Genomic DNA, 23009 nt, shown 5'->3' with positions numbered 1-23009 from the left:
TGGAACTTCAGCAACCATTGCTTCTGTTGTGATCAGAAGGCTCGCAATTGAAGCCGCATTCTGAAGAGCAGAACGCAAAAACTTTCACAGGATCAACAATTCTTGAAAGCAATCAAATCACCAAATTCACCGGTTGAAAAACATGAAAAAGCATAAAAAAAACGGGCACAGAAGACCCGTTTCTTTATTATTTCTATGGAAAAGAGCTTAGAAATCCATTCCGCCCATTCCACCCATTCCGCCAGCAGGCATCGGAGGCATTGGTGTATCTTTCTTTGGAACTTCAGCAACCATTGCTTCTGTTGTGATCAGAAGGCTCGCAATTGAAGCCGCATTCTGAAGAGCAGAACGCACAACTTTCACAGGATCAACAATTCCCAAAGCAATCAAATCACCAAATTCACCCGTGGCGGTATTATAACCATAAGTGTCAGCATTATTTTCCAGCACTTTGCCCACAATAATAGCGGCTTCTTCACCAGCATTGCTTGCAATCTGGCGCGCTGGTGCTTGTAGAGCACGACGAACGATACTAATACCAGCTTCTTGGTCAGGATTACTTCCCTTAACGGTCAACGCATTTGCTGCACGCAACAATGCGGTACCACCACCAGCAACAATACCTTCTTCAACAGCAGCACGTGTTGCATTCAAAGCATCATCAACACGGTCTTTCTTTTCTTTCACTTCAACTTCTGTTGCACCACCCACACGGATAACAGCAACACCACCAGCGAGTTTAGCAAGTCTTTCTTGCAATTTTTCACGGTCATAGTCAGAAGTTGTTTCTTCAATCTGAGCCTTGATTTGATTGACGCGAGCAGTAATTTCGCTCTTTTGTCCAGCACCATCAATAATGGTGGTGTTTTCTTTAGAAATATTCACTTTCTTTGCACGTCCAAGCATATCCAAAGTGACATTTTCAAGTTTAATGCCCACATCTTCAGAAATAACCTGTCCAGATGTCAAGATAGCGATATCTTCTAACATTGCTTTACGACGGTCACCAAATCCAGGAGCTTTTACAGCAGCAATTTTCAAACCACCACGTAATTTGTTAACAACGAGCGTTGCCAAAGCTTCACCTTCCACATCTTCAGCGATAATGAGAAGTGGTTTTCCAGATTGCACAACAGCTTCAAGCACAGGAAGAAGAGATTGCAAATTAGACAATTTCTTTTCGTGAATGAGAATGTAAGGATCATCAAGATCAGCGACCATTTTCTCAGCATTTGTGACAAAATAAGGGGAAAGATACCCACGGTCAAATTGCATTCCTTCAACGACTTCTAATTCCGTTTCAGCGGTTTTAGCTTCTTCCACGGTAATGACGCCTTCATTGCCCACTTTTTCCATAGCATCAGCGATCATTTTACCGATTTCAGCAGCGCCATTAGCGGAAATTGTTCCCACCTGTGCAATTTCTGCTGAAGTTTGAATTTTTTTTGCTTTTTTGAAGAGGTTTGCCACCACTTCTTCAACAGCAGCATCAATCCCACGCTTCAAATCCATTGGGTTCATGCCCGCAGCAACAGCTTTAACACCTTCTTGCACAATAGCTTGTCCTAAAACAGTTGCTGTTGTTGTTCCATCACCAGCGATATCATTGGTTTTAGAAGCAACTTCGCGCAACATTTGTGCACCCATATTTTCGAACTTATCTTCCAGTTCGATTTCCTTTGCAACGGATACACCATCTTTTGTGATGCGAGGTGCACCGAATGATTTATCAATCACCACATTGCGACCTTTAGGGCCGAGTGTCACCTTAACAGCATTAGCAAGGATGTCGACACCGCGCAACAAACGCTCACGCGCTTCACGGCCAAATTTGACTTCTTTAGCAGCCATTTAATTTCTCCTTGGAGTTTTCTCAAAATAGTACACAATGAAAAACTAAGTGCTTCAATTAGCCCATAATTCCCATAATGTCAGATTCTTTCATGATGAGGAGATCTTCCCCATTAATCTTGACTTCAGTTCCAGACCATTTTCCAAACAAAATACGGTCTCCTGTTTTGACTTCTAAAGGCACGCGCTTTCCGTTATCATCGAGAGCGCCATTGCCAACAGCAATCACTTCGCCTTCTTGGGGTTTTTCTTTTGCTGTATCAGGGATGATAATCCCACCAGCCGTTTTATTTTCAGATTCAACCCGACGGACAACGACACGGTCGTGAAGTGGGCGGAATTGTATATTAGCCATGTTTTAAATCCTTAAAACTGAACATAATTGCATTAATCTTAAAAGTTCTTGCTAGCACTCTCAAACTACGAGTGCTAGCATGTGTTAGATATAAAATCGGCATCTCTCAATGTCAAGAATAGCCATAAAAATAATTTCTCTAAATGAAGCTTCAAAGTCTTGCCTCTTATTGCACTTTCGCGTTATCTATCTTTTTTGAGAACCCGTGAACAAAAAAGGATCTTATCATGGTTGAAACACGTCAGGAAACGGATAGCTTTGGAACGATTTCGGTACGTCAAGATCGTTATTGGGGCGCACAAACTGAACGTTCTCTGCATAATTTTAATATTGGCAGTGAAAAGCAGCCTCTTGCCATCATCTATGCCTTAGTCCTTGTCAAAAAAGCAGCAGCGATTGTAAATATGGGCAAAGGAAAACTACCAGAAAATATTGGAAAAGCAATTATTGCCGCCGCTGATGAAGTGCTTGCTGGCGATTTTGATAAGCATTTTCCACTGTCCGTCTGGCAAACAGGTTCTGGCACACAAAGCAATATGAATGTCAATGAAGTCATTGCTAATCGTGCTAGTAAGATTTTGGGAGGAAAACTTGGAAGCAAAAAACCAGTTCATCCCAATGACCATGTCAATATGAGCCAATCATCGAACGATTCCTTTCCCACGGCGCTTCACATTGCCACCACGTTGCAAACACGCCAACACTTATTGCCAATCCTTGAAGCTCTTATTGCGACATTAAAACAAAAAGAGCAAGAATTTGCAGACATCATTAAAATCGGTCGCACCCACACGCAAGATGCAACACCTTTAACCTTAGGGCAAGAGTTTTCAGGCTATCGTGCCGCATTAGAAGCCAATCGTCAGCGCATTGAAAATGCTCTAACCGATGTCCACATGCTTGCTCAAGGTGGCACGGCTGTTGGCACAGGGCTGAATGCGCCAAAAGGTTTTGACGTTGCTTTTGCGCAAACAGTGAGCACTCTCACAGGAGTAACGTTCCAAACTGCCAGCAATAAATTTGAAGCACTTGCCCATCATGGCGCCCTTGCGCATTTCCACGGAAGCTTGAATGCTCTCGCTGCTGATCTGTTTAAAATTGCCAATGACATTCGGTTTTTAGGCTCAGGACCACGTTCTGGTTTAGGGGAACTCAGTCTTCCTGAAAATGAACCCGGATCTTCTATTATGCCCGGCAAAGTCAACCCCACACAATGTGAAGCCTTAACCATGGTCGCATGCCAAGTTTTTGGTAATCACACCAGCGTAACCTTTGCCGCAAGCCAAGGACATTTTGAACTCAACGTTTATAAACCTGTTATTGGCTATAACGTTTTACAATCAATTACCCTTCTTGGTGATTGCATGCGTTCTTTTGATATGCATTGCATCCAAGGATTACGGGCCAATCGCGTTCATATTCACTCGCTCATGGAGCGCTCACTCATGTTAGTCACAGCTCTAGCACCAGAAATTGGCTATGAAAGAGCTGCTGAAATTGCCAAAGCAGCGCATAAAAATGATACAACTTTGCGCACCGAAGCATTAAAAGCAGGTGTTTTTGTAGAGGATTATGACCGATTAGTTGATCCCAAAAAGATGATTGCTCCCCAATAAACAACCCACTAAAAAAGATGCAAACGTCTTAAAACAAATCGTTCTGTCAAAAGATCGGGGTGTAAACACCCCGATGATGACCGATAACCATTACCCACAGCGTTCATTTTAGGCTCTGGTCCGCATTTATGCTATGGGTGGTTTTGTTGCTTATGTTGCTTATATTGTACTTAAAAGGCACAACGGTTTTGGAAAGAAATGGATAGTCATGGCTCAACACCCAATGGCTATACTGGCAGAAAGTGATTTAAATGGATATGACCGTAAGGTGTTTTTCATTCTAGCTTCACGTCTTGATTTTAAAAATCAATTAGCTATCAACCAAAAAGAATTAGCTCAAAAAAATCAGTATTAATAGACATAATTTCAATCGAAGTAAAAAAGATTAATGAATTCATAGTAGTTACGCTTACAATGTTATCATTATTGATAACATTGGGTAGATAACTCTTATCTCAATGAGATAATGTATTGATTTATAATAATAATCTAGCGTTATCCATATTGAATGAGAATCCTAAATACCGTAAGATTTTCTCATTTTAAATCTGTCCCATGTTGCATCAATCAAAATCACTGACTAGCACATCACAAACGGAATGAATGTATGGATAGAAATTGTATAAGATAAGGAAAAACGCCTCTAATGAACCACCTCAAGTGCCAAGGACTGTCACAACGGCCAAAGGGGCCTGTCACAACATTGTGGAGAGGACTGTCACAACACCCACGAACTGGCAAATATAGTAATGGCACCGGCTTGCTCCTCTATGAAGCGTGAAAGAGTGTGCTCAATAGATTTATCATTATATCATTCACAATCGCCGTCGTGAAATGGATTTAGAAACATTGAAAAATGTCTCCTCTATGAAGCGGAAAAGAGGTGCTCAATAGATTTATCATTATATCATTCACGAGCCACCGTCGTGAAATGGATTTAGAAACATTGAAAAATGTCTCCTCTATGAAGCGTGAAGATGGGTGCTCAATAGATTTATCATTATATCATTCACGAGCCACCGTCGTGAAATAGGTTTAGAAACATTGAAAAATGTCTCCTTTATGAAGCGTGAAGATGGGTGCTCAATAGATTTATCGTTATACCATTCACGAGCCACCGTCGTGAAATGGGTTTAGGAACATTGAGAAATGTCTCCTCTATGAAGCGGAAAAGAGGTGCTCAATAGATTTATCGTTATATCATTCACGAGCCACCGTCGTGAAATAGGTTTAGAAACATTGAAAAATGTCTCCTCTATGAAGCGGAAAAGAGGTGCTCAATAGAGGAACAGCTGTTGGAACAAAATTCGATGCACTGAAAGGTTTTGACCTTTGCTGAAACAATTCACTCTCTGACGGGATATCCTTGACAGCTCGCAAGAAATTTGAGGCATTTGCCCCTTATGGCGCCCTCACCCATTTCCACAAAAACCTGAATGCACGCGCTAATCTCTTTAAAATAACCAACGACATTCAGTTTTTAGGCTCTCATCCACGTTCCGTCTTTAAGCGAACGGAAAGTTTATCGTTTTACATGGCACATGAGAAACCTCTTGAAACTTAAGATTCTCGCCCTTTGCTCCTTCTTATTCTTCGTATTCCATTCAATCAATCAAAACTATTCGCTTGGATTGTCATAAGAAAAAGTAGCGTATAGATAAAAAAGAAATAAAGTCGCTCATCCCCTTAAGTGCTCAAAAGGCTATCGCCATACAAAGCTACGCAATATCAGAAACAAGCAAAGAATACGATAAAGAATATGATGGTGCCAATATGCATTTTTTACGACCAATTGAATATTAAGCACTTTGATATCAATCATAGTGGATAATATATTTAACACTTAATAACAAAAAGTGATTTTAATATATATAAAATAATATTTTTTAAACAAATAAAAAGCCTGTTTACTATATTATATTTTTTTCTAAAACACAGAGAACACTGAAGAGGCGTATATAAAAAATCCTGAAAAATCAATACAAACGCGGGATAATAGCATGAAAACAAGTTTTAAGAACACTTAAATATAGATAATTATAGAGTTTTTGAGTATTTTAATTTTCATAATGATATTAAATATAGATTTCTTTAACCAATTCGTGTATAATGCGCTTTGTATTTTAAATGAATTGGGGACGTTTTTATGAAAACAAAATGTTTAATTGCACTATCTATTTTCACTTTCATTACCGCTTCAACAGCGCAAGCAGCAGATACGGTAATCTTTGAGCAATCAAAACCGAAGGTTTCATTGCAAAATGATTCATCATCACGTATTTCACCGGTTACTGTTTCTGCGCCTTTTTCTTGGTCTGGTTTTTATTTTGGAGGACAAATTGGATATTTTTCCAATAAAAATACTCTAAATTACGCACAAGAAGCTAGAGACGGAAAATGGGCTTTGGTTGATAGAGATTTATCACCGAAACTATCAGGATTGAGAGCAGGTTTGTATGCAGGTTCTAATATTGATCTGGGAGATCTTGTTTTCGGTTTTGATACGGACATGGTTTGGTCTGGGAAGAAAAGTACCCAAACAGACAATGGAAAGAAAATTCTAGATAAATTAGACTCCATTAACATTGCCTTTGAAGAAGCTGGAATTCCTATCATAAAACCTGCCGCTCAGGATGAAACGATACCCAACCATGGTGACATTGTTGTTAGCGGTGTAACATTGAAAGAAACATGGTCTGGTGCCGCGCGCGCGCGTATTGGTTTTGCTTCCCATCGTCTTATGCCTTATATTGCAGGGGGTATAGCCTATAGACAGATGCAATATATCATGTCACTTTTATCAAAATCGCAAGAAGATTCGACAATTTTTGCTTCTGGCAATGTGTTAGATGAGACAAAAACAATGTTTGGTTACACTGTTGGTGGTGGTTTTGATCTTGCAATGACAGATAATATCATCATGCGTACAGAATATCGTTATTCAGATTTTTTTAAAAAGAAATTTGCAAACGATAACCTTAAAATCTCTTCTCAAACGCATGATGTTCGCTTTGGTATCGCTTATAAATTCTAAGTTTTGTAGAAAAATTGAACGATTAAAAAACCCTGTTAAAAACGGGGTTTTTTAATGCCCCTTTGCACTAAAAAGACGTAGATTCTAAAAACCAGTACTAAACTGTAAACAAATAATCACGAAACAATCCAACCTCTCCCTCTCTTAAAGCAAGCTCCTATCCTCTCAGCCTTTCATGTCGTGCATTGGGAATATATAAAAGCTTTACCACCATACCACTGGGCGCCATCGTAAAATAAATGAGAGCCGGTATTTAAGAGATATTTCTTTAAAAGAAATATGGATATTGTGCATCAATTGCAGTTTTATAGGATGATGTTGACTTGGCCTCCCCGCTCTTAAAGGATAAAGATTCTAAAAACCCATTTTAAAACACTCATTTTTAAACACCATGTCCGTTTATAAAAGCACAAAAACTCTTGGGGACTCTTAAGGGGATCTTGGGCGAGCTTCTCTGGGCTCCTCCTCATGGAATGCCCTTAAGCCTAAAGCAAGACAAACACACTGAAGAATATTCAACACACAGCGAAAAAATACTGTAACGTTTCAAGGAAGTATGCCCTATATTACCACACTTCAAACGACAGTATTTTACAGCTATTGTATGCCAGAGTGGAGAAAGGATATTGCGGTTTTCTGTTTATGTAATTTCTGTAACGGGGAGACAGCTTCATTTGGAGAGAACATGAAGTTGTCAAGGTAAAAAACCAATTTCCAACCTTACCATTTCCCTCTGCTTTACAACTTTCAAAAGCCTCTAAAACACAATCTTTTAAGCCTCTAAAACTCTGTCTTTTAAAGAGTGGAGATTACGCATTGCCTCATGCTTTTGTTGCTCACATATCTTTTTGGCGATCACGCCCCTCATGTCATACGACAACGCTTCAAACCAAACACTCTCAAATTCAAGACACTTTGGTTGCCAACTCACATGCGTGTTTTAAAGAAACAGCTCTCAAAACCCTCAAGCCCATTTTGCGACAGCACCTACAAGAATATAAAATCTATAAAGCCTCTAAAGCACTATTTTTAAAACCTCTAAAACTCTGTCTTTTAAAGAGTGGAGATTACGCATTGCCTCATGCTTTTGTTGCTCACATATCTTTTTGGCGATCACGCCCCTCATGTCATACGACAACGCTTCAAACCAAACACTCTCAAATTCAAGACACTTTGGTTGCCAACTCACATGCGTGTTTTAAAGAAACAGCTCTCAAAACCCTCAAGCCCATTTTGCGACAGCACCTACAAGAATATAAAATCTATAAAGCCTCTAAAGCACTATTTTTAAAACCTCTAAAACTCTGTCTTTTAAAGAGTGGAGATTACGCATTGCCTCATGCTTTTGTTGCTCACATATCTTTTTGGCGATCACGCCCCTCATGTCATACGACAACGCTTCAAACCAAACACACTCAAATTCAAGACACTTTGGTTGCCAACTCACATGCGTGTTTTAAAGAAACATCTCTCAAAACCCTCAAGCCCATTTTGCGACAGCACCTACAAGAATATAAAATCTATAAAGCCTCTAAAGCACTATTTTTAAAACCTCTAAAACTCTGTCTTTTAAAGAGTGGAGATTACGCATTGCCTCATGCTTTTGTTGCTCACATATCTTTTTGGCGATCACGCCCCTCATGTCATACGACAACGCTTCAAACCAAACACACTCAAATTCAAGACACTTTGGTTGCCAACTCACATGCGTGTTTTAAAGAAACATCTCTCAAAACCCTCAAGCCCATTTTGCGAAAGCACCTACAAGAATATAAAATCTATAGAGCACCATCTCTACACTTCATAAAAGTGCAAGCTGGCACCATCCATCATACACTTTACCTCCAATGATGCCCTTGAAACGGCATAAGAGGCATTTTTATTCATTTTTTGTAAAATTTCACTCCACGCGAGAGCTCATCTAGCTTGTAACGTACGAGCGACATGATTTTGGTTGATTTACTATAAGCAGACTTGAAATGAGAGAATCCTACGGTATTCGAGGTTTTTCATTCAACATGCAAAACATTGAACACGGTCTATAAATCCCATGTTTTATAAATCCCATGTTTTATAAACCAAAGTGATGCGCCATAACAGGATCAAGGGAAATATTTATGAAGTGGTGCGGGTGGTCGGACTCGAACCGACACTCCTCTCGGAACCAGATTTTGAGTCTGGCGCGTCTACCAGTTCCACCACACCCGCACACTTTTATAAAAGACAGGACTATAAAAGACAGACTTGTCGATTATTCTTTTGCACTATATGAAGAAGCACAGATTCGTCAACAGAAGACTTCTCATTTTTTAAGAATTCATATCATTTTCTTATCTATTTTATGGAATATTTTCTTTATTGGATTTCTCTACCGGATTTATAGCAATCTCATTTGTAAAGTCTTTACCTCTTAAACTTATAAAAAGCCTCATGATATTAAACAAATTAAAGCTTTGGACGATTTCTTTAGCAAATCGGCGTACAGCACCACACTGGCTTGGTTTCATTGCCTTTATTGAAAGTTCTGTTTTTCCAATTCCCATAGATGTTTTATATATTCCGATGCTTCTTATCCATCAAAAGCGGGTTTATCGCTATGCTTTGATTGCGACAATCTGTTCTGTATTAGGAGGCATTGCCGGTTGGTTTATCGGGCATTTTGCCTATGATACCCTTGCCAAACCCATTTTAGAAATTTATGGTAAGGTTGAAAGTTTTGAATCTCTGAAAAATAGTGCAACCCTGCAATTTCTAATCATTTTACTGATAACATCAGGTTTTTTTCATCTTCCCCCCATCAAGATTGTCACAATTTTGGCCGGTGTAATGAGTGTACGTCTTGAACTTTTCATGCTTATTTGTATTTTTTCTAGAGGCGCTCGTTTTTATCTTCTCGCGTGGCTGATTAAACATTTTGGACAAAAAGCAATGAATTTTTTAGTACAGCATTTCAAATGGATTGTTCTCATTGGTTGTGTTAGCCTCCTTTTAATTTATGGGATTTTCATAGCTTTTTTAAACAGGAAGCTTTTATAAGGAACAGACTTAATGGCATGCGTTTTGTCTTCTCACCCACTTTTACACAAGCACCTTCATCTTGAACCCAGCAGAAAAGAACAAAGTTTGTGGGCTTTTTTTCTTGCTTTTTGCTTGTCTGCCACAATAGGTATTGCCCTTGGTTTTGAACATTTCGGAGGGTATCTTCCTTGCGATTTATGTCTCATAGAGCGTTTCCCCTATTATGGTGCCATACCATTTTTGCTTTTAGCAGGTTTTGGGGCATATTTTTTTCGCATAACTGCTTGGGTACAACTTTTATTTTTGTGTGTTTTTGTCTTAATGTGCATCAGCCTTGTTTTAGCCATTTATCATGCGGGTGTTGAATATGGCTTTTGGGCTGCTCCCCTCAGTTGTGGTTTAAGCGCAGTGAGAAAAACCTCAGACATTAACCAGCTGCTCAGCCAATTAAACAACATTCATCCCCCTTCTTGTTCTGAAGCATCCGCACGCTTTCTTTTTCTTTCATTTGCCGGTTGGAATGTCGTCTCAAGCCTATTTTTCAGCCTTATAAGCCTCTATATTACTTCAAAAGGCATTCTTTCAAGCAATAAAAAACTCTAACCATAAAATAGAAACGAAACCGCGTGCACTCGTTCTTTCCAATCACTTCCCCCTAAGCAACAACCCTCCAGTCACCAATCACCACCCAAAACCACCCACCGCCAAACCAACCCACCAACACCAACGAGTCACCAACATCCCTCCTCTAGCGTTGTACTCAAAAGACAAAAATAAGCAGATACATCCATTTTATGGTTTCACCTCTCTGTACTTATAAGCAACATTTTGATAAAAACTCGTGATAGAAAAGCCGTAAAATAATAAGTGAGGGGACCAATAAATATAAATGGTCTGCTATGGCTGAAGATAAGAACACAGAGCCTTCTACCCTATCACCTATTTCCTTAGATATAACCAAACTTGAAGAACCATGTGTTATGATGGAACATGATCATAATGCATGGCGTGAGCATATAAAAGAAAGAGATTTAAATGCGCCTTACGAAAAACCACCTCATATAAAACCACGAATCAAATCGGCACCACGCATCAGACAAGTTTTTTGGTGCGATTTTCCTCATGATTCGATACTCCCTGAATTTTGGAAAAAGCGGCCTGTTTTAGTGCTTTCTAAGAATGCAAAATTATATGGAAATGTGACAGTTTTACCTTTTTCAACGAAATCACAACCCAATAATCCCGCTGCGTATCCAATACAATCTCCTATAGAGAATAAAAAAGCGTGGATTATCTGCAATTATGTCACAACAGTTTCTGTAAGTCGTTTAAGTTGCTCACGTACCGTTCCAAGGTTATCCTGCGAAGATTTTCATAAAGTTGTAGCTCTGATGCTCAAATATTTACCGCATTTACAGTATTGACTTTTGGGAAAAATAAGTGTATCTATATCAGCATACACGGCATCAGTAATGGTGGCCGCTTCCCCGCAAGGGGAGATAGGAACGAAGGAGTGGGAAACCGCTCCTTTCGTCATTTTTGGTATTTTTTTGAAAACTGCCATTTTTTGCAACCTTCCCTAGAACATATCCAACATTCATTCTCCACCGTTGTTGTTTTGCTCCACCGTTGTTGTTTTGAAATATCTGCGATTTGGGGTAAGCAGAAGACAATATCCACACCTTGGATCCGGTAAAGTTTCCCATGGAGATTACCGAGATATTGTACATACTTATCATTTCATTGCACAAAAAATCGTGCTGCCGTTGCTTAAACTTTATATGATTTTCCGCAATGGGAATATCTTTCCAAGATTGAAAAAAAGCTTCGCTTTATATGACCACACCTCAAACGATCGTATTTGACGAGATAACAAAGAAAATTCTCTAATAAACCAGAAATCAACACCCAACCGATTTCTATCTCTTCACCAAAAACAATTGTTTATTGCCCTAACCACATTATTTCACCGGTCACATGAGCTAACATAGTTTTTGCAGATAGATTTTCTTCCCTCTTCTCCTAGAAATGATCTATGCTATTTTGGGATTTACTACTGAATTGCTTATGCTTGCACTTTGAATGCCTTTTTTCTCACCATATAAAAGGTAGATAAAAAAATAATTTCGTTTATCAGCTTTATTTTAAAGACATACCTATTTTTACAGGATACGTTTTCCTTTCTATCAGCCCTATCGCATTTAATACACTTGTCGTTTCTAAACATGAACAACCAAACATCACAACGGAGCAATAGACATCCATCACTTTCATGGGCACTTGCATTGACAAGAGATAAACAAGAGTATTGATCATCACACACGGAGCAAAAATCTATAGCGACTACGCCATAGACTTTCGCCACGCACGGGTTATTCTTAAAGCATATTTATGATGAGATAATCATTTATGACATCCTTTTTGTTACACCACAAAACGGGTTTTGCTAACGAGTTTTGCTATTGTGCAAATTTTTCAAGAGAAATCCTCACTCGCTCATAGATGACAAGATTTCTTTATGGAGAAAGCGTATGGCGCTCAGTTTTGACCTTTTCTATAACAACGATAAGTTCAAATTTTAACCAAAACGATAATACACCTACTCTCAACGATTTACGCACCACCTCATCCGCAACAGGCTGCTCCAATATCGGTGTATTTATCGGTGCATTTACTTGAGGATTTTTTGCACTTCCACGCACCGTAAAAAAAGAAAATATTTTTCTCATGTTGCATTCTCATTTCAATTTATAATGGATTGCAAAGTGCCCAAAAAAATCAAACAAAAATAGAGAGGTAAGTTACGAAAACTACAGGGTAAATTTTACTGCCCCAAAATGTCTATTTTCCCCCGCCTGAACAGTCAGAGGAACACTATAAAAATTATTTTCATTGAAAAACAATTACTTATAATCTAGGGAAGAAAAGTAAAAATCTCCCCCAGAAAAAGAGATTACCTTCAAAATTATCAAAAAAAGCAGCACAATTTTAGTGATCTTTTTATTTTTTTTTTGATAAAATTAATTGGCAGGTGTCTTAGGCGCCCCTCCGGTAGGTTCCCAATTCGCAACAGCCGCTAATTCCTCAATAAGCTTCTCTCTTGGTAAATTATTATCATCCACCAACTTGTACTGAACGGCATTGTCACTAAGCCACTTTATGAGCGTTCCTTTAACAGTTTTACCACCCTCAGCCTCACTCACCGCTTCCCATGCCGCAACAATAGCAGCAAGCTTTGGAGCATAACGCGGATGCGTTGGATCTTGAAACGCATATTTTTGATCCTTAGTCTCAGCAGAATCATCCTCAGGAAAAAAAAACGCAGGACGCAGACCACGCAATGAAAGCCATTCTTTTAAATCATCAACGCGAACATATGAGGAATCTGCATCTATATCACCAAAAGGATTATACGACCATTCTATCTTTAATTGATTGCTTTTTCCCGCTTGAACGATGGCATTATAAGCTCCTCGAAAATGAGCAATTTTATCAAACGGTATTTGCCGCCTTCCTTCGTAAATATCACCTTTTACTGGTTCTAATTCGTTGAAAAACAGACACTTTCCTGGATTCAAGCCCGCTATCAATAACGCTGCCTGCAATAACGTTAGTTTTTCAGAAAGCCGCCAAAATTTCAAACTTTCATCAATTTCCATATATTCCCCGCTTTTTCTACAAAACTTAACATATTTTTCAAAACGCTAAGAGCAATCTCCTTCACTACACAGAGATTATACTCCCCTCACACTGCAACTTATCACACTTTTTAATAGCCTCACACCCACACCCCTCCTTGTGATCCACAAGAAAATGATTTGAATTGCTTCAATATAAGAAGTTTTGAAATGAGAGGAATCCTACTGAATTTTGGGCTTTCATACAAGATATCAGGCAAGTTACAAGGCAATAAATGCCCCTTCATAAAGGGTAAATTTTTATGCGTGATCAAATAATTTGATATGATAATATCTCTGTCATTTATGCACTCCCACCCTTAAACCTGCCCCTGCAATTACAGCACAAAAGATAATTCGTTACACGCTAACAAATCCACCTAAATGCAAAAGCTGTAACAACGCTAAAATGCGCGTAAATATCATAAGAATACAGGCTTACACCTCCACAAGCAGAATGAGTGGCGTAAAACTGTACAATAAAATGCCATGCCTATAATGAACCGTGCTAAAGACTGTCGCAACACTGGGAGCTAAGGTGTATGATGATGCCAGCTTGCTCTTTTATGAAGCGTAAAGATTAAGAAGACTCAATGGAGTTTATATTATTTCATGGAAATTTTGCGGCTCTACCCTTCTATACTCTTCACGAGTCCCCTCGCGAAATGGGCTTTTATCCCTTGAAAAAGGTCTCTTTTAAAGAATCATTTCAAATTCTAAGAGCTGTTACAGTCTTTTGAACGCATCAAATGAATGATGATGCTAGCTTATTCCTTTCCTATATTCTCGAGCATCAATACATTAGAATGCTCCATTCAAACGCCCCTGTAGCAAAATAAAGCACATTGTCTCTTAAATTTTTTCACGTAATCATTTCTTTCATGCGCCCCTGTCGTCTCCATTTAATGAATCTCCTTATACTTTCTCAGCATCCCATCACCTTTTTTCTCAGTGCAACCTTTTTGTAATTTGTCAGTTTTTAACTTTTAGATTGACTTTCGGTTTATTTTTCTTATGTTTTAGAATTATTCTAAAGTGCAGAGGAACAGAAAATGTTGAGATCGTTTTTTTCATTTGTACAACGTAAAGCTCTGTCCTTTCGTTCAGCACAAAACGTGATACTTAAAGCGCTCAAAATAAAAGAGCAACATGCGGCGCTCTATTTAAAATATGCAAAAGCTCTAGAACCTTATTCCTCTAAGGAAGCCGCGGTTTTTACCGCTATGGGGCTTCAAGAGCTTAAAAATTATAAGCAACTTTTGTGCCTTTCTTGTCATAATCGTGCAAACACTATCGGTTCATTATGTGACAAAACTTCTCTTGTGAAAGGAAAGAGCCGCCATCCCTCCCAAAAAACAACAGCGGCAAATCACACCATAAAAAAACCTTCAAAAACGCAAAGACAAACACTTTTGACTTGGATTCAACCAGGTCTTGCAGGATTAATGGATGGCTCTGTCTCTACCCTTGCCCCCATTTTTGCCGCAGCTTTTGCCACGGGAGACACGCATCAAACTTTTTTGATAGGGCTCTCAGCTTCAATTGGTGCGGGACTTTCAATGGGTTTTACAGAAGCAGCCCATGATGACGGCAAATTATCAGGGCGTGGTTCGCCATTAAAAAGAGGTCTTGCCAGCGGCATCATGACAACATTAGGAGGACTAGGTCATACTCTTCCCTATTTGATCAACTCTTTTTATGTAGCGACAATTATTGCTTTTATCATTGTTTTTTTCGAACTAGGCGCCATCGTCTGGATTCAGAACAAATTCATGTCCACTCCCTTTTGGCGCGCCTCTTTACAGGTCATCATTGGGGGAGCTCTGGTTTTTGCCACGGGTATTCTTATCGGTAGTATCTAAAAAATCTTATCTGTAACCATAATTTAGATCTCAAATAAGCGCATGCCCCTAGGCATAAGCCATCCTTGATGATGCCATTATTGAAAAATGCCATTGATAATGTTAGGTGGTGTTGTGGAATATTTTAGGTTAGTAAGAGATGATAAGCAAGCTCTGGGGACAACCTATATCCACACACCTTTATCGACTTGGTTTTATAGATATCTTTTGTTAAAGTATCATTTTCTTCTAGACCTCATATTTTGGAAATGCCTTGATCATGTCGCACACTGAAACCAACGCCTCTCTAAACAACCATCCTGTCTCTTCTCAATCTTCACGTGCCCAGACTTTATTTGTTCAGCGTCTTGCACACGGACAAGGTTTAGAACTTCCTTGCTACGCGACAGCAGGTTCTGCGGGTCTTGATCTACGGGCAGCAATTAGAGAAGAAGAAACGCTTGTTCTTGCCCCTGGGCAGCGGGCACTTATTCCAACAGGTCTCATTTTTCATTTATCACGTGGGCTTGAAGCACAAATACGTCCACGCTCTGGCTTAGCCTTAAAACACGGCATCACATGCCTCAACACTCCAGGAACGATTGATAGTGACTACCGTGGTGAAGTCAAAGTCCTTCTTATCAATTTAGGACAAGAAGACTTTTCAATCCAACGGGGCATGCGCATTGCCCAAACAGTCATCGCCCCCGTATCTCAAGTTAATGTTTGCGCCATTGAACCAGAGCAAAATACCCAAAGCCATAACGAGAGCCGTGGAACAGGAGGTTTTGGTTCAACGGGACACACTTAAGAAGCTCTGAAAAAATCGCTATCCTTAAAATATAACACATACTTATTCCAACCACTCTTTCACTGGAAATTCTTTGCGCTTTTAAAGTGCAGAGGGAATGCGCATTTGCTTTCAAAGTTTTTTCACTAAACGCCCCTCTAAACGGGCATCCTTACTCTTCTCCTGTCTCTTCTCAATCTTCACATGCCCAGACTTTATCCGTTCAGCATCTTGCACTTGGGACAAGAAAGCTTCCTCACTACGCAACGGCTGGTTCTGCGGGTCTTGGATTTACAAGCAGCAAATTGGTAAAGAAGAAACGCTTGTTCTTGCCCCTGGGCAGCGGGCACTTATTCCAACAGGTCTCATTTTTCATTTATCTCTTGGGTTTGAAGCACGCATCCGTCCACGCTCTGGCTTAGCCTTAAAACACGGGCATCACATGCCTCAACACTCTAAGAACGATTGAGTGTGACTATCCGGAAGTGAAGTCAAACTCCTTCTTATCAATTTAGGACAAGAAGACTTTTCAATCCAACGGGGCATGCGCATTGCCCAAACAGTCATCGCGCCTGTACCGCAAGTTAATGTTTGCGCCATTGAACCAGAGTAAAATACCCAAAGCCATAACGAGAGCCGTGGAACAGGAGGTTTTGGTTCAACGGGACATACTTAAGAAGCTCTGAAAAATCGCTACTCTCAAAATAACACACATACTTATTCCAACCACTCTTTCACTGGAAATTCTTTGCGCTTTTAAAGTGCAGAGGGAATGCGCATTTGCTTTCAAAGTTTTTTCACTAAACGCACCTCTAAACAATCATCTCTCAATTACGTCTCGTGCGCTATACAAAACTTCATTAACACCAGATACCCCTCCCCCATAACAAAAACATTGGCATTAACCATTGAGCGTTCACACACTGCTTGTAATGTCGACAATCTATACATCATACTGGAAATTCTTTGCGCTTTTAAAGTGCAGAGGGAATGCGCATTTGCTTTCAAAGTTTTTTCACTAAACGCTGCTCTAAACAATCATCTCTCAATTACGTCTCGTGCGCTATACAAAATTTCATTATCACCAGATACCCCTCCCCCATAACAAAAACATTGGCATTAACCATTGAGCGTTCACACACTGCTTGTAATGTCGACAATCTATACATCATATTGATTTATAATAATAATCAATTGTCTTTCAACTTAAATGAGAGATCTCAGTACTGTAAGATTGTTTCATGGCAAGCCTATTGATATTAAATCAATCAAAAGCATGTTTCTCACATTCCAAACGTGGCTAGCATGTAGATAAAAACTGAAAAAATGCCTACAATGAATACGTATATTAACACTGTCTTGGAAAAAAATATAAATACGATAATGGTGCTCGCTTACTCTTTTATTAAGCATAAAGAGAGTGAAGTTCGATAGATTTTTTGATTATTTTACGGGGGCTTTACGGTTATACCATTTATGAACACCGCCGCAAAAAGAGCTTTAAGATGTATTAAGACACACAACAATCGCCTCTGCTGTTTTCTTGATCGCACCTCTTGCGGCAAGATGAGTAGTGCTTAATCCTAAAAAACCGATTCAATATATGAATCCCCTGCATAATATCAAACCCATGCGTATTTGGTTTAATAAATCCACGGAACCCTCATCAATTTCACTCTACGACTTTGAGTAATATGCTTTGCTTCCTGCAACAAAGGCTGTTTTTTATCACTGATCAGAGACATCGGCTGGAATATTAGCGTTTCCCGTAGTGCTCGTTGTTACGGCATCCACATGCCCCACAACGTTACCGCCCGCTCCATCGACAGCAGCGTTCGCTACCCCTGTTGTTTTATTATTGATCTCACCTCTTGAGACAAGATTGGTAGAGTTTTGCAATCCTACAAGACCGATTTTATGATATCCAGCCATACGTATTTGATTTAATAAATCGATGACAGTACCATAATCAATTTCGCTATCCGCTTTGATTAAAATTTTTGTTTCTAAATTTTGCGTCGTTTCCCTCAACAAAGCTTCTCTCAAAGCTGCTTGTTCTACAAGATGATCACCAATGTAAAGAGAACGATCTTTTTGCAACGTAACATAAAGAGGTTCATCAGACTGAACCACTGAAGGTGCTTGAGTTATAGAAGGAAGCTGAACGGAAATGGCAGATGTTGCCAAAGGCGCTGCAACCATAAAAACAATAAGCAACACCAATACAACATCAATAAAAGGGGTCACATTGATTTCGCTTTGCAACCCACTCTCGTCTATATCCCAATCATTATTAAGGCTTGCTTTCATTTTTTATGACTTTTCTGTTGTCTTTGTCTATCAAGTTCACGGCTCAAGAGCCTTTCAAGAGCAGCAGCGATATCACCTAAATCACTACGATAACCACTCAAAGCACGCATAAGGCTATTATACATAACAACGGCGGGAATAGCCACAAAAAGCCCAACAGCCGTTGCGAATAAGGCTTCAGCAATTCCAGGCGCCACCACATCAAGTCGCGTTGTTTGAGACTGAGCAATCCCAATAAAAGAATTCATAATTCCCCAAACAGTTGCAAAAAGACCAACAAAAGGAGCAATTGCGCCAATAGTTGCAAGAACAGCACTTCCACATGCAACACGGCGTGTAGCAGCCAGCAAGCAGCGTGACAAAAGTGAATGAACCCTTTCTTTTAAACCTTCATGAACATCGCGAGCCTTAGCATCGCGAACATCGCGGGAAACATCTTCATATTGATTGCTCTCCTCATAAAAGAGAATATCTTCAATCGTTTGTGCCCTTTCCTCTGTACTGGTTTTTTCACCAGAGCTTTCGTTTATCCCTTCAGGAGCAGAAAAATGAACCTGTTGTGCAGAAAGATACACCTCTTTAAGGACTTCTTTGAGAAAAAACACACCAGCCCCTTTGCTTTCTTTCAAGCTCGCTGCCAAACGCGTAAGAGTCTGAGCATTTAGAACCAATTGAAGTTCATGACGTACTCTTCGTTTTACCAAAGTGATCTCAACAATTTTCACAAAAGCAATTGTCCAAGACATAAGAGAAGCAAGTAACAAAATAATGATAACGGCTTTCACCACCCAATCAGCAGCCATAAACATAGAAAGAGGAGAAAAATCATGCACTGTCAATACAGCAGACATATTATCTAAAGGGACTGTTTTATCTAAAGGGACTGTTTCAGATTCCATTTTTATCTCACATTCTTGTGCTCTTATCTTTATTTATGAGCTGGATCGTCACCCCGCATAGCATCACTGTTCCAAAATGCCACTACCCTTTTAACGTCACTTGTGTATTCCTCTTAAGAAAGAAAACTTGATAAATCAAGTATAGTTTTATTCCACAAGCTCTCTCTTGTTTTAAAGAAATTACTCAAGAAATTTTTCTCTAACAATTCAACAAGTTTATCTTACCCAATCAATTTATTGCATAAATTAGGCAAAATGATAAACTTACAAGAAGTATCGCATATAATATTTTAATTTATAAGAATAATTTATCATCGTTCCTGTTAAATAAATCTCTCATATCGCAAAATTTCTCTCATTTCAGCGGCTCTTTTAAATCCAACAAAATATTTTCTTACATGAAACAAGCAGCAAAAATATCATAAAACTCTTGAAGAAAAGGATACGCACATCTCTAACAACCCGTGCACTGAAGTCCCTATCCTAAAATAAAAATATACCTTACGTTAAAAAAAAGAACTATCGCAATATCTTAAACTGACCAAAAGTATCATGGGGAGCGCGTGTTGCCCCCAAATACATAGAGAGCAAAGAGCCGCAATATTATTTTCTTTTTCTTCTGCAAAAGCATAAAAATGACATTATTTCTGCCGCAAAATCGCAACAACGATGTTTTTTACCTGTCACAAGCCTAAAAAATAAACCTCAACAGGCTTTTTAAAAAACTTTTATAAAAAACTGCGCCACGAGAAACTGAAGAATGGTGCTAAATTGCTGCAAAAGCATAAGACAATTCTCAACAGATGCGACCCTTTACAGACAAAGCATATCGTATAGGAAAGATTTATTTTATCAAAAACAGTTTTAAATTCGACAAAATGAAAGGAACCAAAAAAAGCTTTTGGCGTTACTCAAGCAGTGAAAATTTTCACTCCAATGCAAATGATCACTATGAACACACCAATACAAATATAATGAATCAAGAGGGAAAAATACCATGGCCCATAATAAAACAACACAGCACGATAAATCAGCCGTAGAAAAAGACCAACAAAAAGACCTACAAGGACAATTAGAAACGTTACGCACTGAAATTTCAGGGATTACCTCAACCCTAACAGATCTTGGTGCAAACAAATTCAACGCCGCCAAAGACAAAGCGGAAAAACTATATCACTCAGCGAAAGAAAGTGGTGAAGACATGATGTCTCAAGCAAAAGACAAAATCAGTGATCTTGAACAAACCATGAATCAATGCGTTCGCAAAAATCCTGGCAAAAGCGTTTTGTTTGCCGCAGGGGTTGGTTTTGTTCTTTCTCAATTACTGCGTCGTTAAGCAATGCATAAGTTTATCGCGCCTCTTTTAAACCATCTTGTCGGTGGAGGGCTTAAAAGCACAGTCAAGCAAGTACGCCTTCAAGCAATTTTCTATGGGTTTATTGGCATTTCATTCTTCATATCTTTGCTTTTTTTATGTACCATCGGTTTTATTGCGTTATGTTCTGTTATGAAGCCTCTTGCTGCCGCCAGTATCATGTTTTTAATTTGTCTTTCTCTTGCGGGATTAGGTCTTATTATCAGTCGCGTTCTCAAAACTTATCAACGCTATGACCAACAAAAAAAGACAGAAGAACAACGCCACAAACTCATGACAGATGCGACCGTTTCCAGTCTTGCAGCTCTCAGTCAACATCTCCCTTTTGCCAAATTGGGTGTTCCCATTCTCGGACTTGCAACTTATTTTTTGTGGAAAAAAGATAAAAAAGACCGCTTTTCAAAGTAAAATATGTAAAACTGTCACTCTAAATTCCCCCTCAGTGTGCTTTTTTTTATAGCAAAAGAAAGCACATTTTTTTCCTCATAGTCTCTTTAGCTTCTTCAAAAGCCTGAAAAAAAATCCCCTTCATTTTGCTAAAAATTCCATAGAACCGCTACACTCTCTTTCAGATTGCAACCCATTTTTCATGAACATAACAACATGAGGCAATGCTTGCATTAGAAGTCCTAGTTTAATTCGAAGCCATTTATTGTTTTTTGAAGGAAATGATGTTCCGTTTCTGCCTTTCTCTATTTTTTCATAAACCTTTTTTCATGACCATAGGTCACATCAGTAGTTTGCATGTGTTCAGATTTTTCTGAACACTCATGTTTGTTACAATGACTATTTTGTTTAGGGGAAGGAAACGCGCTCTCCCATAGCGCTGTAGTGAGCAACCTATATGCGTAAGCGAGCTTTAAACACAACAATTTTCCATAACGAGCGTTGTCCACCAAGGACTGTGTGGATTATAATTAACTTTTTTCTGATAAGATTTGCAGTAGAATATTGTCTTGATTTTTAAATAGCGCTTGAGAGAACGCTTTATTAATTATGGTCAATGGGATTATAGCTTCCATGATCTCTTCGCCAATCTTCTGGTTGTTGAAATTGGCTCGACCATAAACCGTTTTGTGCTTTTTGAGCAGCAGATTGTAAGTTTTTATAGTCTGCTGGGGATGGAAAATGATGCTGATCTTTTGTCAACACCATCAACCCTTCAGCAAGCCCCAACCGCGCCAGATCAACCCCATCTACAAAACATTGTGCATAATGAACCTGTTGAACGACACGTGCTTGCCGACAAGTAACCTTTTTATCAATTGTTTTTGAAACAAGCCAAGCCGTAACAAAAGCACCGCAAGGCCACTTAACTCCGTTGCGTGAGGCAAATTGCCTCATTTCACAGCTTTCCACACCATATAAGCGGATATCACGGATGATCTTTTTTCTCCATCCATCATCTACAAGCGTAATCATTTTAAAGGTCACACCACTTGTAACCTGTATAGCACCGGAATAGACCGGCACATTTTCTTCATAAAATTGTGATGCGAGTGGTTCTGGATGCAATACCACATTTTGTTGGTTTACGTCTTGTTGGTTTGCATAATCTATCAATTGTGACTTCGGATTTTGAACGGGGTTTCCAATTGTCTTTTCTGATCCTTTTAAAAAAGAAGTTTGAGTAAGTTGTTCATTATGTTGACTTAAATAAAAGTATCCTAAAATAATAATACAAATTAAGATAATATATTTAGGCGCTGATCGAAGATATTTTAAAAGTATCATTTTGAATATTGCTGTATTTTATTGTTCATTAAATAATAAAAGATTAAATATTATTAATTTATCGATAGAAAAATTTATTTTTTCATTTATATGATTCCCGATTAATATTTTGAATATTAATTTTATGATCAACTTAAACATAAAGCGGGGGAATTTTCATGAAAAACATGAATAATTCGTTCATTAATGAACATACCTTACAAAAAACTATTCTATCCAACACCCAAAAGAAATGGTTAACAGCAGCATTGATGCTGTTTATTGCCTTCATCGCACTGAGTGAACCAGCATTTGCCGCAGGTGACTTCGGAAAAGTTGACGATGCGCTTAAAAAAATAATTGAAGCTTTAACAGGAAACATTGCAAAATCAATCGCAACCATTGCCGTTGCTGGTATTGGGCTTGCATGGATTGCTGGTTATGTTGAAATGCGTAAAGCTTTTTTCGTTTGTGTTGGCATCGGCATTGTTATGGGTGCATCGCAAATCGTATCAATGCTTTCCTAATTA

22 protein-coding genes, 1 tRNA gene and 2 pseudogenes are annotated in these 23009 nt (G+C 38.9%); 15 read left to right on the top strand and 10 right to left on the bottom strand.

The window, feature by feature from the left end; all coding sequences use genetic code 11:
• Window positions 1–207 precede the first annotated feature (207 nt).
• On the bottom strand, window positions 208–1851 hold the full coding sequence (gene groL, locus ACFIK3_RS03145) for a chaperonin GroEL (RefSeq protein ID WP_273790908.1): 1644 nt from the start codon (window positions 1849–1851) through the stop codon (window positions 208–210).
• A gap of 58 nt (window positions 1852–1909) precedes the next feature.
• Window positions 1910–2206 (bottom strand): co-chaperone GroES, encoded by a 297-nt coding sequence (groES, locus tag ACFIK3_RS03140; RefSeq protein WP_005774667.1) that lies wholly within the window; start codon window positions 2204–2206, stop codon window positions 1910–1912.
• Between the two features lie 227 nt (window positions 2207–2433).
• Between groES and fumC (ACFIK3_RS03135) the strand changes: the two genes are divergently transcribed.
• The 6 genes and pseudogenes from fumC (ACFIK3_RS03135) (at window position 2434) to ACFIK3_RS03110 (ending at window position 8707) form a co-directional block, all read left to right on the top strand.
• Complete coding sequence (gene fumC, locus ACFIK3_RS03135) at window positions 2434–3822, top strand: class II fumarate hydratase (RefSeq protein WP_375630964.1); 1389 nt, start codon at window positions 2434–2436, stop codon at window positions 3820–3822.
• Between the two features lie 133 nt (window positions 3823–3955).
• A complete protein-coding gene (locus ACFIK3_RS03130) occupies window positions 3956–4177 on the top strand; it encodes a hypothetical protein (RefSeq protein ID WP_375663417.1) in 222 nt (73 codons plus the stop codon).
• 291 nt (window positions 4178–4468) lie between these two features.
• Window positions 4469–4603, top strand: a complete 135-nt coding sequence (locus tag ACFIK3_RS03125) for a hypothetical protein (RefSeq protein ID WP_375663167.1) — start codon at window positions 4469–4471, stop codon at window positions 4601–4603.
• Window positions 4604–5107: 504 nt separating this feature from the next.
• Window positions 5108–5323: pseudogene (fumC, locus tag ACFIK3_RS03120) on the top strand (class II fumarate hydratase); the annotation flags it as partial.
• Between the two features lie 645 nt (window positions 5324–5968).
• The gene (locus tag ACFIK3_RS03115; RefSeq protein ID WP_375660629.1) at window positions 5969–6856 is read left to right on the top strand and encodes an outer membrane protein; all 888 of its coding nucleotides are present in this window, start codon (window positions 5969–5971) and stop codon (window positions 6854–6856) included.
• 816 nt (window positions 6857–7672) lie between these two features.
• Entirely contained in the window at window positions 7673–8707 is a 1035-nt protein-coding gene (locus ACFIK3_RS03110; protein ID WP_375676239.1) for a hypothetical protein, read from the top strand.
• A gap of 272 nt (window positions 8708–8979) precedes the next feature.
• On the opposite strand, the gene ACFIK3_RS03105 is transcribed toward ACFIK3_RS03110, so the two are convergent.
• Window positions 8980–9064: transfer RNA gene (locus tag ACFIK3_RS03105), tRNA-Leu, on the bottom strand.
• A 222-nt stretch (window positions 9065–9286) separates the two neighbouring features.
• Here ACFIK3_RS03105 and ACFIK3_RS03100 point away from each other — a divergent pair.
• The 3 genes from ACFIK3_RS03100 (at window position 9287) to ACFIK3_RS03090 (ending at window position 11298) form a co-directional block, all read left to right on the top strand.
• Complete coding sequence (locus tag ACFIK3_RS03100) at window positions 9287–9892, top strand: YqaA family protein (RefSeq protein WP_273790911.1); 606 nt, start codon at window positions 9287–9289, stop codon at window positions 9890–9892.
• 12 nt (window positions 9893–9904) lie between these two features.
• Window positions 9905–10477, top strand: a complete 573-nt coding sequence (locus tag ACFIK3_RS03095) for a disulfide bond formation protein B (RefSeq protein ID WP_273790912.1) — start codon at window positions 9905–9907, stop codon at window positions 10475–10477.
• Window positions 10478–10773: 296 nt separating this feature from the next.
• On the top strand, window positions 10774–11298 hold the full coding sequence (locus ACFIK3_RS03090; RefSeq protein ID WP_273790913.1) for a type II toxin-antitoxin system PemK/MazF family toxin: 525 nt from the start codon (window positions 10774–10776) through the stop codon (window positions 11296–11298).
• Between the two features lie 42 nt (window positions 11299–11340).
• Here ACFIK3_RS03090 and ACFIK3_RS03085 read toward each other — a convergent pair whose 3' ends face one another.
• From ACFIK3_RS03085 to ACFIK3_RS03075, 3 genes are all read right to left on the bottom strand, one after another.
• Window positions 11341–11547, bottom strand: a complete 207-nt coding sequence (locus ACFIK3_RS03085; protein ID WP_375630961.1) for a hypothetical protein — start codon at window positions 11545–11547, stop codon at window positions 11341–11343.
• Between the two features lie 843 nt (window positions 11548–12390).
• On the bottom strand, window positions 12391–12603 hold the full coding sequence (locus ACFIK3_RS03080; protein ID WP_375676238.1) for a hypothetical protein: 213 nt from the start codon (window positions 12601–12603) through the stop codon (window positions 12391–12393).
• 291 nt (window positions 12604–12894) lie between these two features.
• Complete coding sequence (locus ACFIK3_RS03075; RefSeq protein WP_375676237.1) at window positions 12895–13533, bottom strand: hypothetical protein; 639 nt, start codon at window positions 13531–13533, stop codon at window positions 12895–12897.
• Between the two features lie 1070 nt (window positions 13534–14603).
• Between ACFIK3_RS03075 and ACFIK3_RS03070 the strand changes: the two genes are divergently transcribed.
• From ACFIK3_RS03070 to ACFIK3_RS03060, 3 genes and pseudogenes are all read left to right on the top strand, one after another.
• Complete coding sequence (locus ACFIK3_RS03070) at window positions 14604–15413, top strand: VIT1/CCC1 transporter family protein (RefSeq protein WP_273790916.1); 810 nt, start codon at window positions 14604–14606, stop codon at window positions 15411–15413.
• Between the two features lie 259 nt (window positions 15414–15672).
• Window positions 15673–16203, top strand: a complete 531-nt coding sequence (dut, locus tag ACFIK3_RS03065; protein ID WP_375676236.1) for a dUTP diphosphatase — start codon at window positions 15673–15675, stop codon at window positions 16201–16203.
• A gap of 97 nt (window positions 16204–16300) precedes the next feature.
• Window positions 16301–16795: pseudogene (locus ACFIK3_RS03060) on the top strand (hypothetical protein).
• Between the two features lie 218 nt (window positions 16796–17013).
• On the opposite strand, the gene ACFIK3_RS03055 reads toward ACFIK3_RS03060, so the two are convergent.
• From ACFIK3_RS03055 to ACFIK3_RS03045, 3 genes are all read right to left on the bottom strand, one after another.
• Complete coding sequence (locus ACFIK3_RS03055; protein ID WP_375654362.1) at window positions 17014–17136, bottom strand: hypothetical protein; 123 nt, start codon at window positions 17134–17136, stop codon at window positions 17014–17016.
• 774 nt (window positions 17137–17910) lie between these two features.
• Window positions 17911–18492, bottom strand: coding sequence for a biopolymer transporter ExbD (locus ACFIK3_RS03050; protein ID WP_375630957.1), 582 nt, complete (start codon window positions 18490–18492; stop codon window positions 17911–17913).
• Complete coding sequence (locus ACFIK3_RS03045) at window positions 18489–19391, bottom strand: MotA/TolQ/ExbB proton channel family protein (protein ID WP_375630956.1); 903 nt, start codon at window positions 19389–19391, stop codon at window positions 18489–18491. Before ACFIK3_RS03045 ends, ACFIK3_RS03050 begins: the two co-directional genes overlap by 4 nt.
• Window positions 19392–20388: 997 nt before the next feature.
• Between ACFIK3_RS03045 and ACFIK3_RS03040 the strand changes: the two genes are divergently transcribed.
• The gene (locus tag ACFIK3_RS03040; protein ID WP_375659878.1) at window positions 20389–20727 is read left to right on the top strand and encodes a YqjD family protein; all 339 of its coding nucleotides are present in this window, start codon (window positions 20389–20391) and stop codon (window positions 20725–20727) included.
• Window positions 20728–20730: 3 nt separating this feature from the next.
• Window positions 20731–21174, top strand: coding sequence for a hypothetical protein (locus tag ACFIK3_RS03035; protein WP_375676235.1), 444 nt, complete (start codon window positions 20731–20733; stop codon window positions 21172–21174).
• A gap of 582 nt (window positions 21175–21756) precedes the next feature.
• Here the strand turns inward: ACFIK3_RS03035 and ACFIK3_RS03030 are convergent.
• Window positions 21757–22500: a nuclease gene (locus ACFIK3_RS03030; protein WP_375630954.1), complete on the bottom strand. Its 744-nt coding sequence runs from the start codon at window positions 22498–22500 to the stop codon at window positions 21757–21759.
• A gap of 158 nt (window positions 22501–22658) precedes the next feature.
• On the opposite strand from ACFIK3_RS03030, the gene ACFIK3_RS03025 reads away from it, so the two are divergent.
• The gene (locus tag ACFIK3_RS03025; RefSeq protein WP_375657485.1) at window positions 22659–23006 is read left to right on the top strand and encodes a TrbC/VirB2 family protein; all 348 of its coding nucleotides are present in this window, start codon (window positions 22659–22661) and stop codon (window positions 23004–23006) included.
• Window positions 23007–23009: the final 3 nt, after the last annotated feature.

This window comes from Bartonella sp. CB10SXKL (assembly GCF_042195515.1).
Lineage (GTDB): Bacteria > Pseudomonadota > Alphaproteobacteria > Rhizobiales > Rhizobiaceae > Bartonella.
The sequence above is the reverse complement of the archived record's forward strand: the minus strand, read 5'-3'. Positions and strand labels throughout refer to the sequence as shown.

Bases quoted from the DNA above. Each gene is read 5' to 3' on its own strand.
- ACFIK3_RS03090 (WP_273790913.1), top strand. From the start codon at position 10,774: ATGGCTGAAGATAAGAACACAGAGCCTTCTACCCTATCACCTATTTCC.
- ACFIK3_RS03130 (WP_375663417.1), top strand. From the start codon at position 3,956: ATGGGTGGTTTTGTTGCTTATGTTGCTTATATTGTACTTAAAAGGCAC.
- ACFIK3_RS03075 (WP_375676237.1), bottom strand. From the start codon at position 13,533: ATGGAAATTGATGAAAGTTTGAAATTTTGGCGGCTTTCTGAAAAACTA.
- ACFIK3_RS03095 (WP_273790912.1), top strand. From the start codon at position 9,905: ATGGCATGCGTTTTGTCTTCTCACCCACTTTTACACAAGCACCTTCAT.
- ACFIK3_RS03080 (WP_375676238.1), bottom strand. From the start codon at position 12,603: ATGAGAAAAATATTTTCTTTTTTTACGGTGCGTGGAAGTGCAAAAAAT.
- ACFIK3_RS03125 (WP_375663167.1), top strand. From the start codon at position 4,469: ATGAACCACCTCAAGTGCCAAGGACTGTCACAACGGCCAAAGGGGCCT.
- ACFIK3_RS03050 (WP_375630957.1), bottom strand. From the start codon at position 18,492: ATGAAAGCAAGCCTTAATAATGATTGGGATATAGACGAGAGTGGGTTG.
- ACFIK3_RS03045 (WP_375630956.1), bottom strand. From the start codon at position 19,391: ATGGAATCTGAAACAGTCCCTTTAGATAAAACAGTCCCTTTAGATAAT.
- groL (WP_273790908.1), bottom strand. From the start codon at position 1,851: ATGGCTGCTAAAGAAGTCAAATTTGGCCGTGAAGCGCGTGAGCGTTTG.
- ACFIK3_RS03070 (WP_273790916.1), top strand. From the start codon at position 14,604: ATGTTGAGATCGTTTTTTTCATTTGTACAACGTAAAGCTCTGTCCTTT.
- groES (WP_005774667.1), bottom strand. From the start codon at position 2,206: ATGGCTAATATACAATTCCGCCCACTTCACGACCGTGTCGTTGTCCGT.
- ACFIK3_RS03040 (WP_375659878.1), top strand. From the start codon at position 20,389: ATGGCCCATAATAAAACAACACAGCACGATAAATCAGCCGTAGAAAAA.
- dut (WP_375676236.1), top strand. From the start codon at position 15,673: ATGTCGCACACTGAAACCAACGCCTCTCTAAACAACCATCCTGTCTCT.
- ACFIK3_RS03025 (WP_375657485.1), top strand. From the start codon at position 22,659: ATGAAAAACATGAATAATTCGTTCATTAATGAACATACCTTACAAAAA.
- ACFIK3_RS03100 (WP_273790911.1), top strand. From the start codon at position 9,287: ATGATATTAAACAAATTAAAGCTTTGGACGATTTCTTTAGCAAATCGG.
- ACFIK3_RS03055 (WP_375654362.1), bottom strand. From the start codon at position 17,136: ATGATGTATAGATTGTCGACATTACAAGCAGTGTGTGAACGCTCAATG.
- fumC (WP_375630964.1), top strand. From the start codon at position 2,434: ATGGTTGAAACACGTCAGGAAACGGATAGCTTTGGAACGATTTCGGTA.
- ACFIK3_RS03035 (WP_375676235.1), top strand. From the start codon at position 20,731: ATGCATAAGTTTATCGCGCCTCTTTTAAACCATCTTGTCGGTGGAGGG.
- ACFIK3_RS03030 (WP_375630954.1), bottom strand. From the start codon at position 22,500: ATGATACTTTTAAAATATCTTCGATCAGCGCCTAAATATATTATCTTA.
- ACFIK3_RS03115 (WP_375660629.1), top strand. From the start codon at position 5,969: ATGAAAACAAAATGTTTAATTGCACTATCTATTTTCACTTTCATTACC.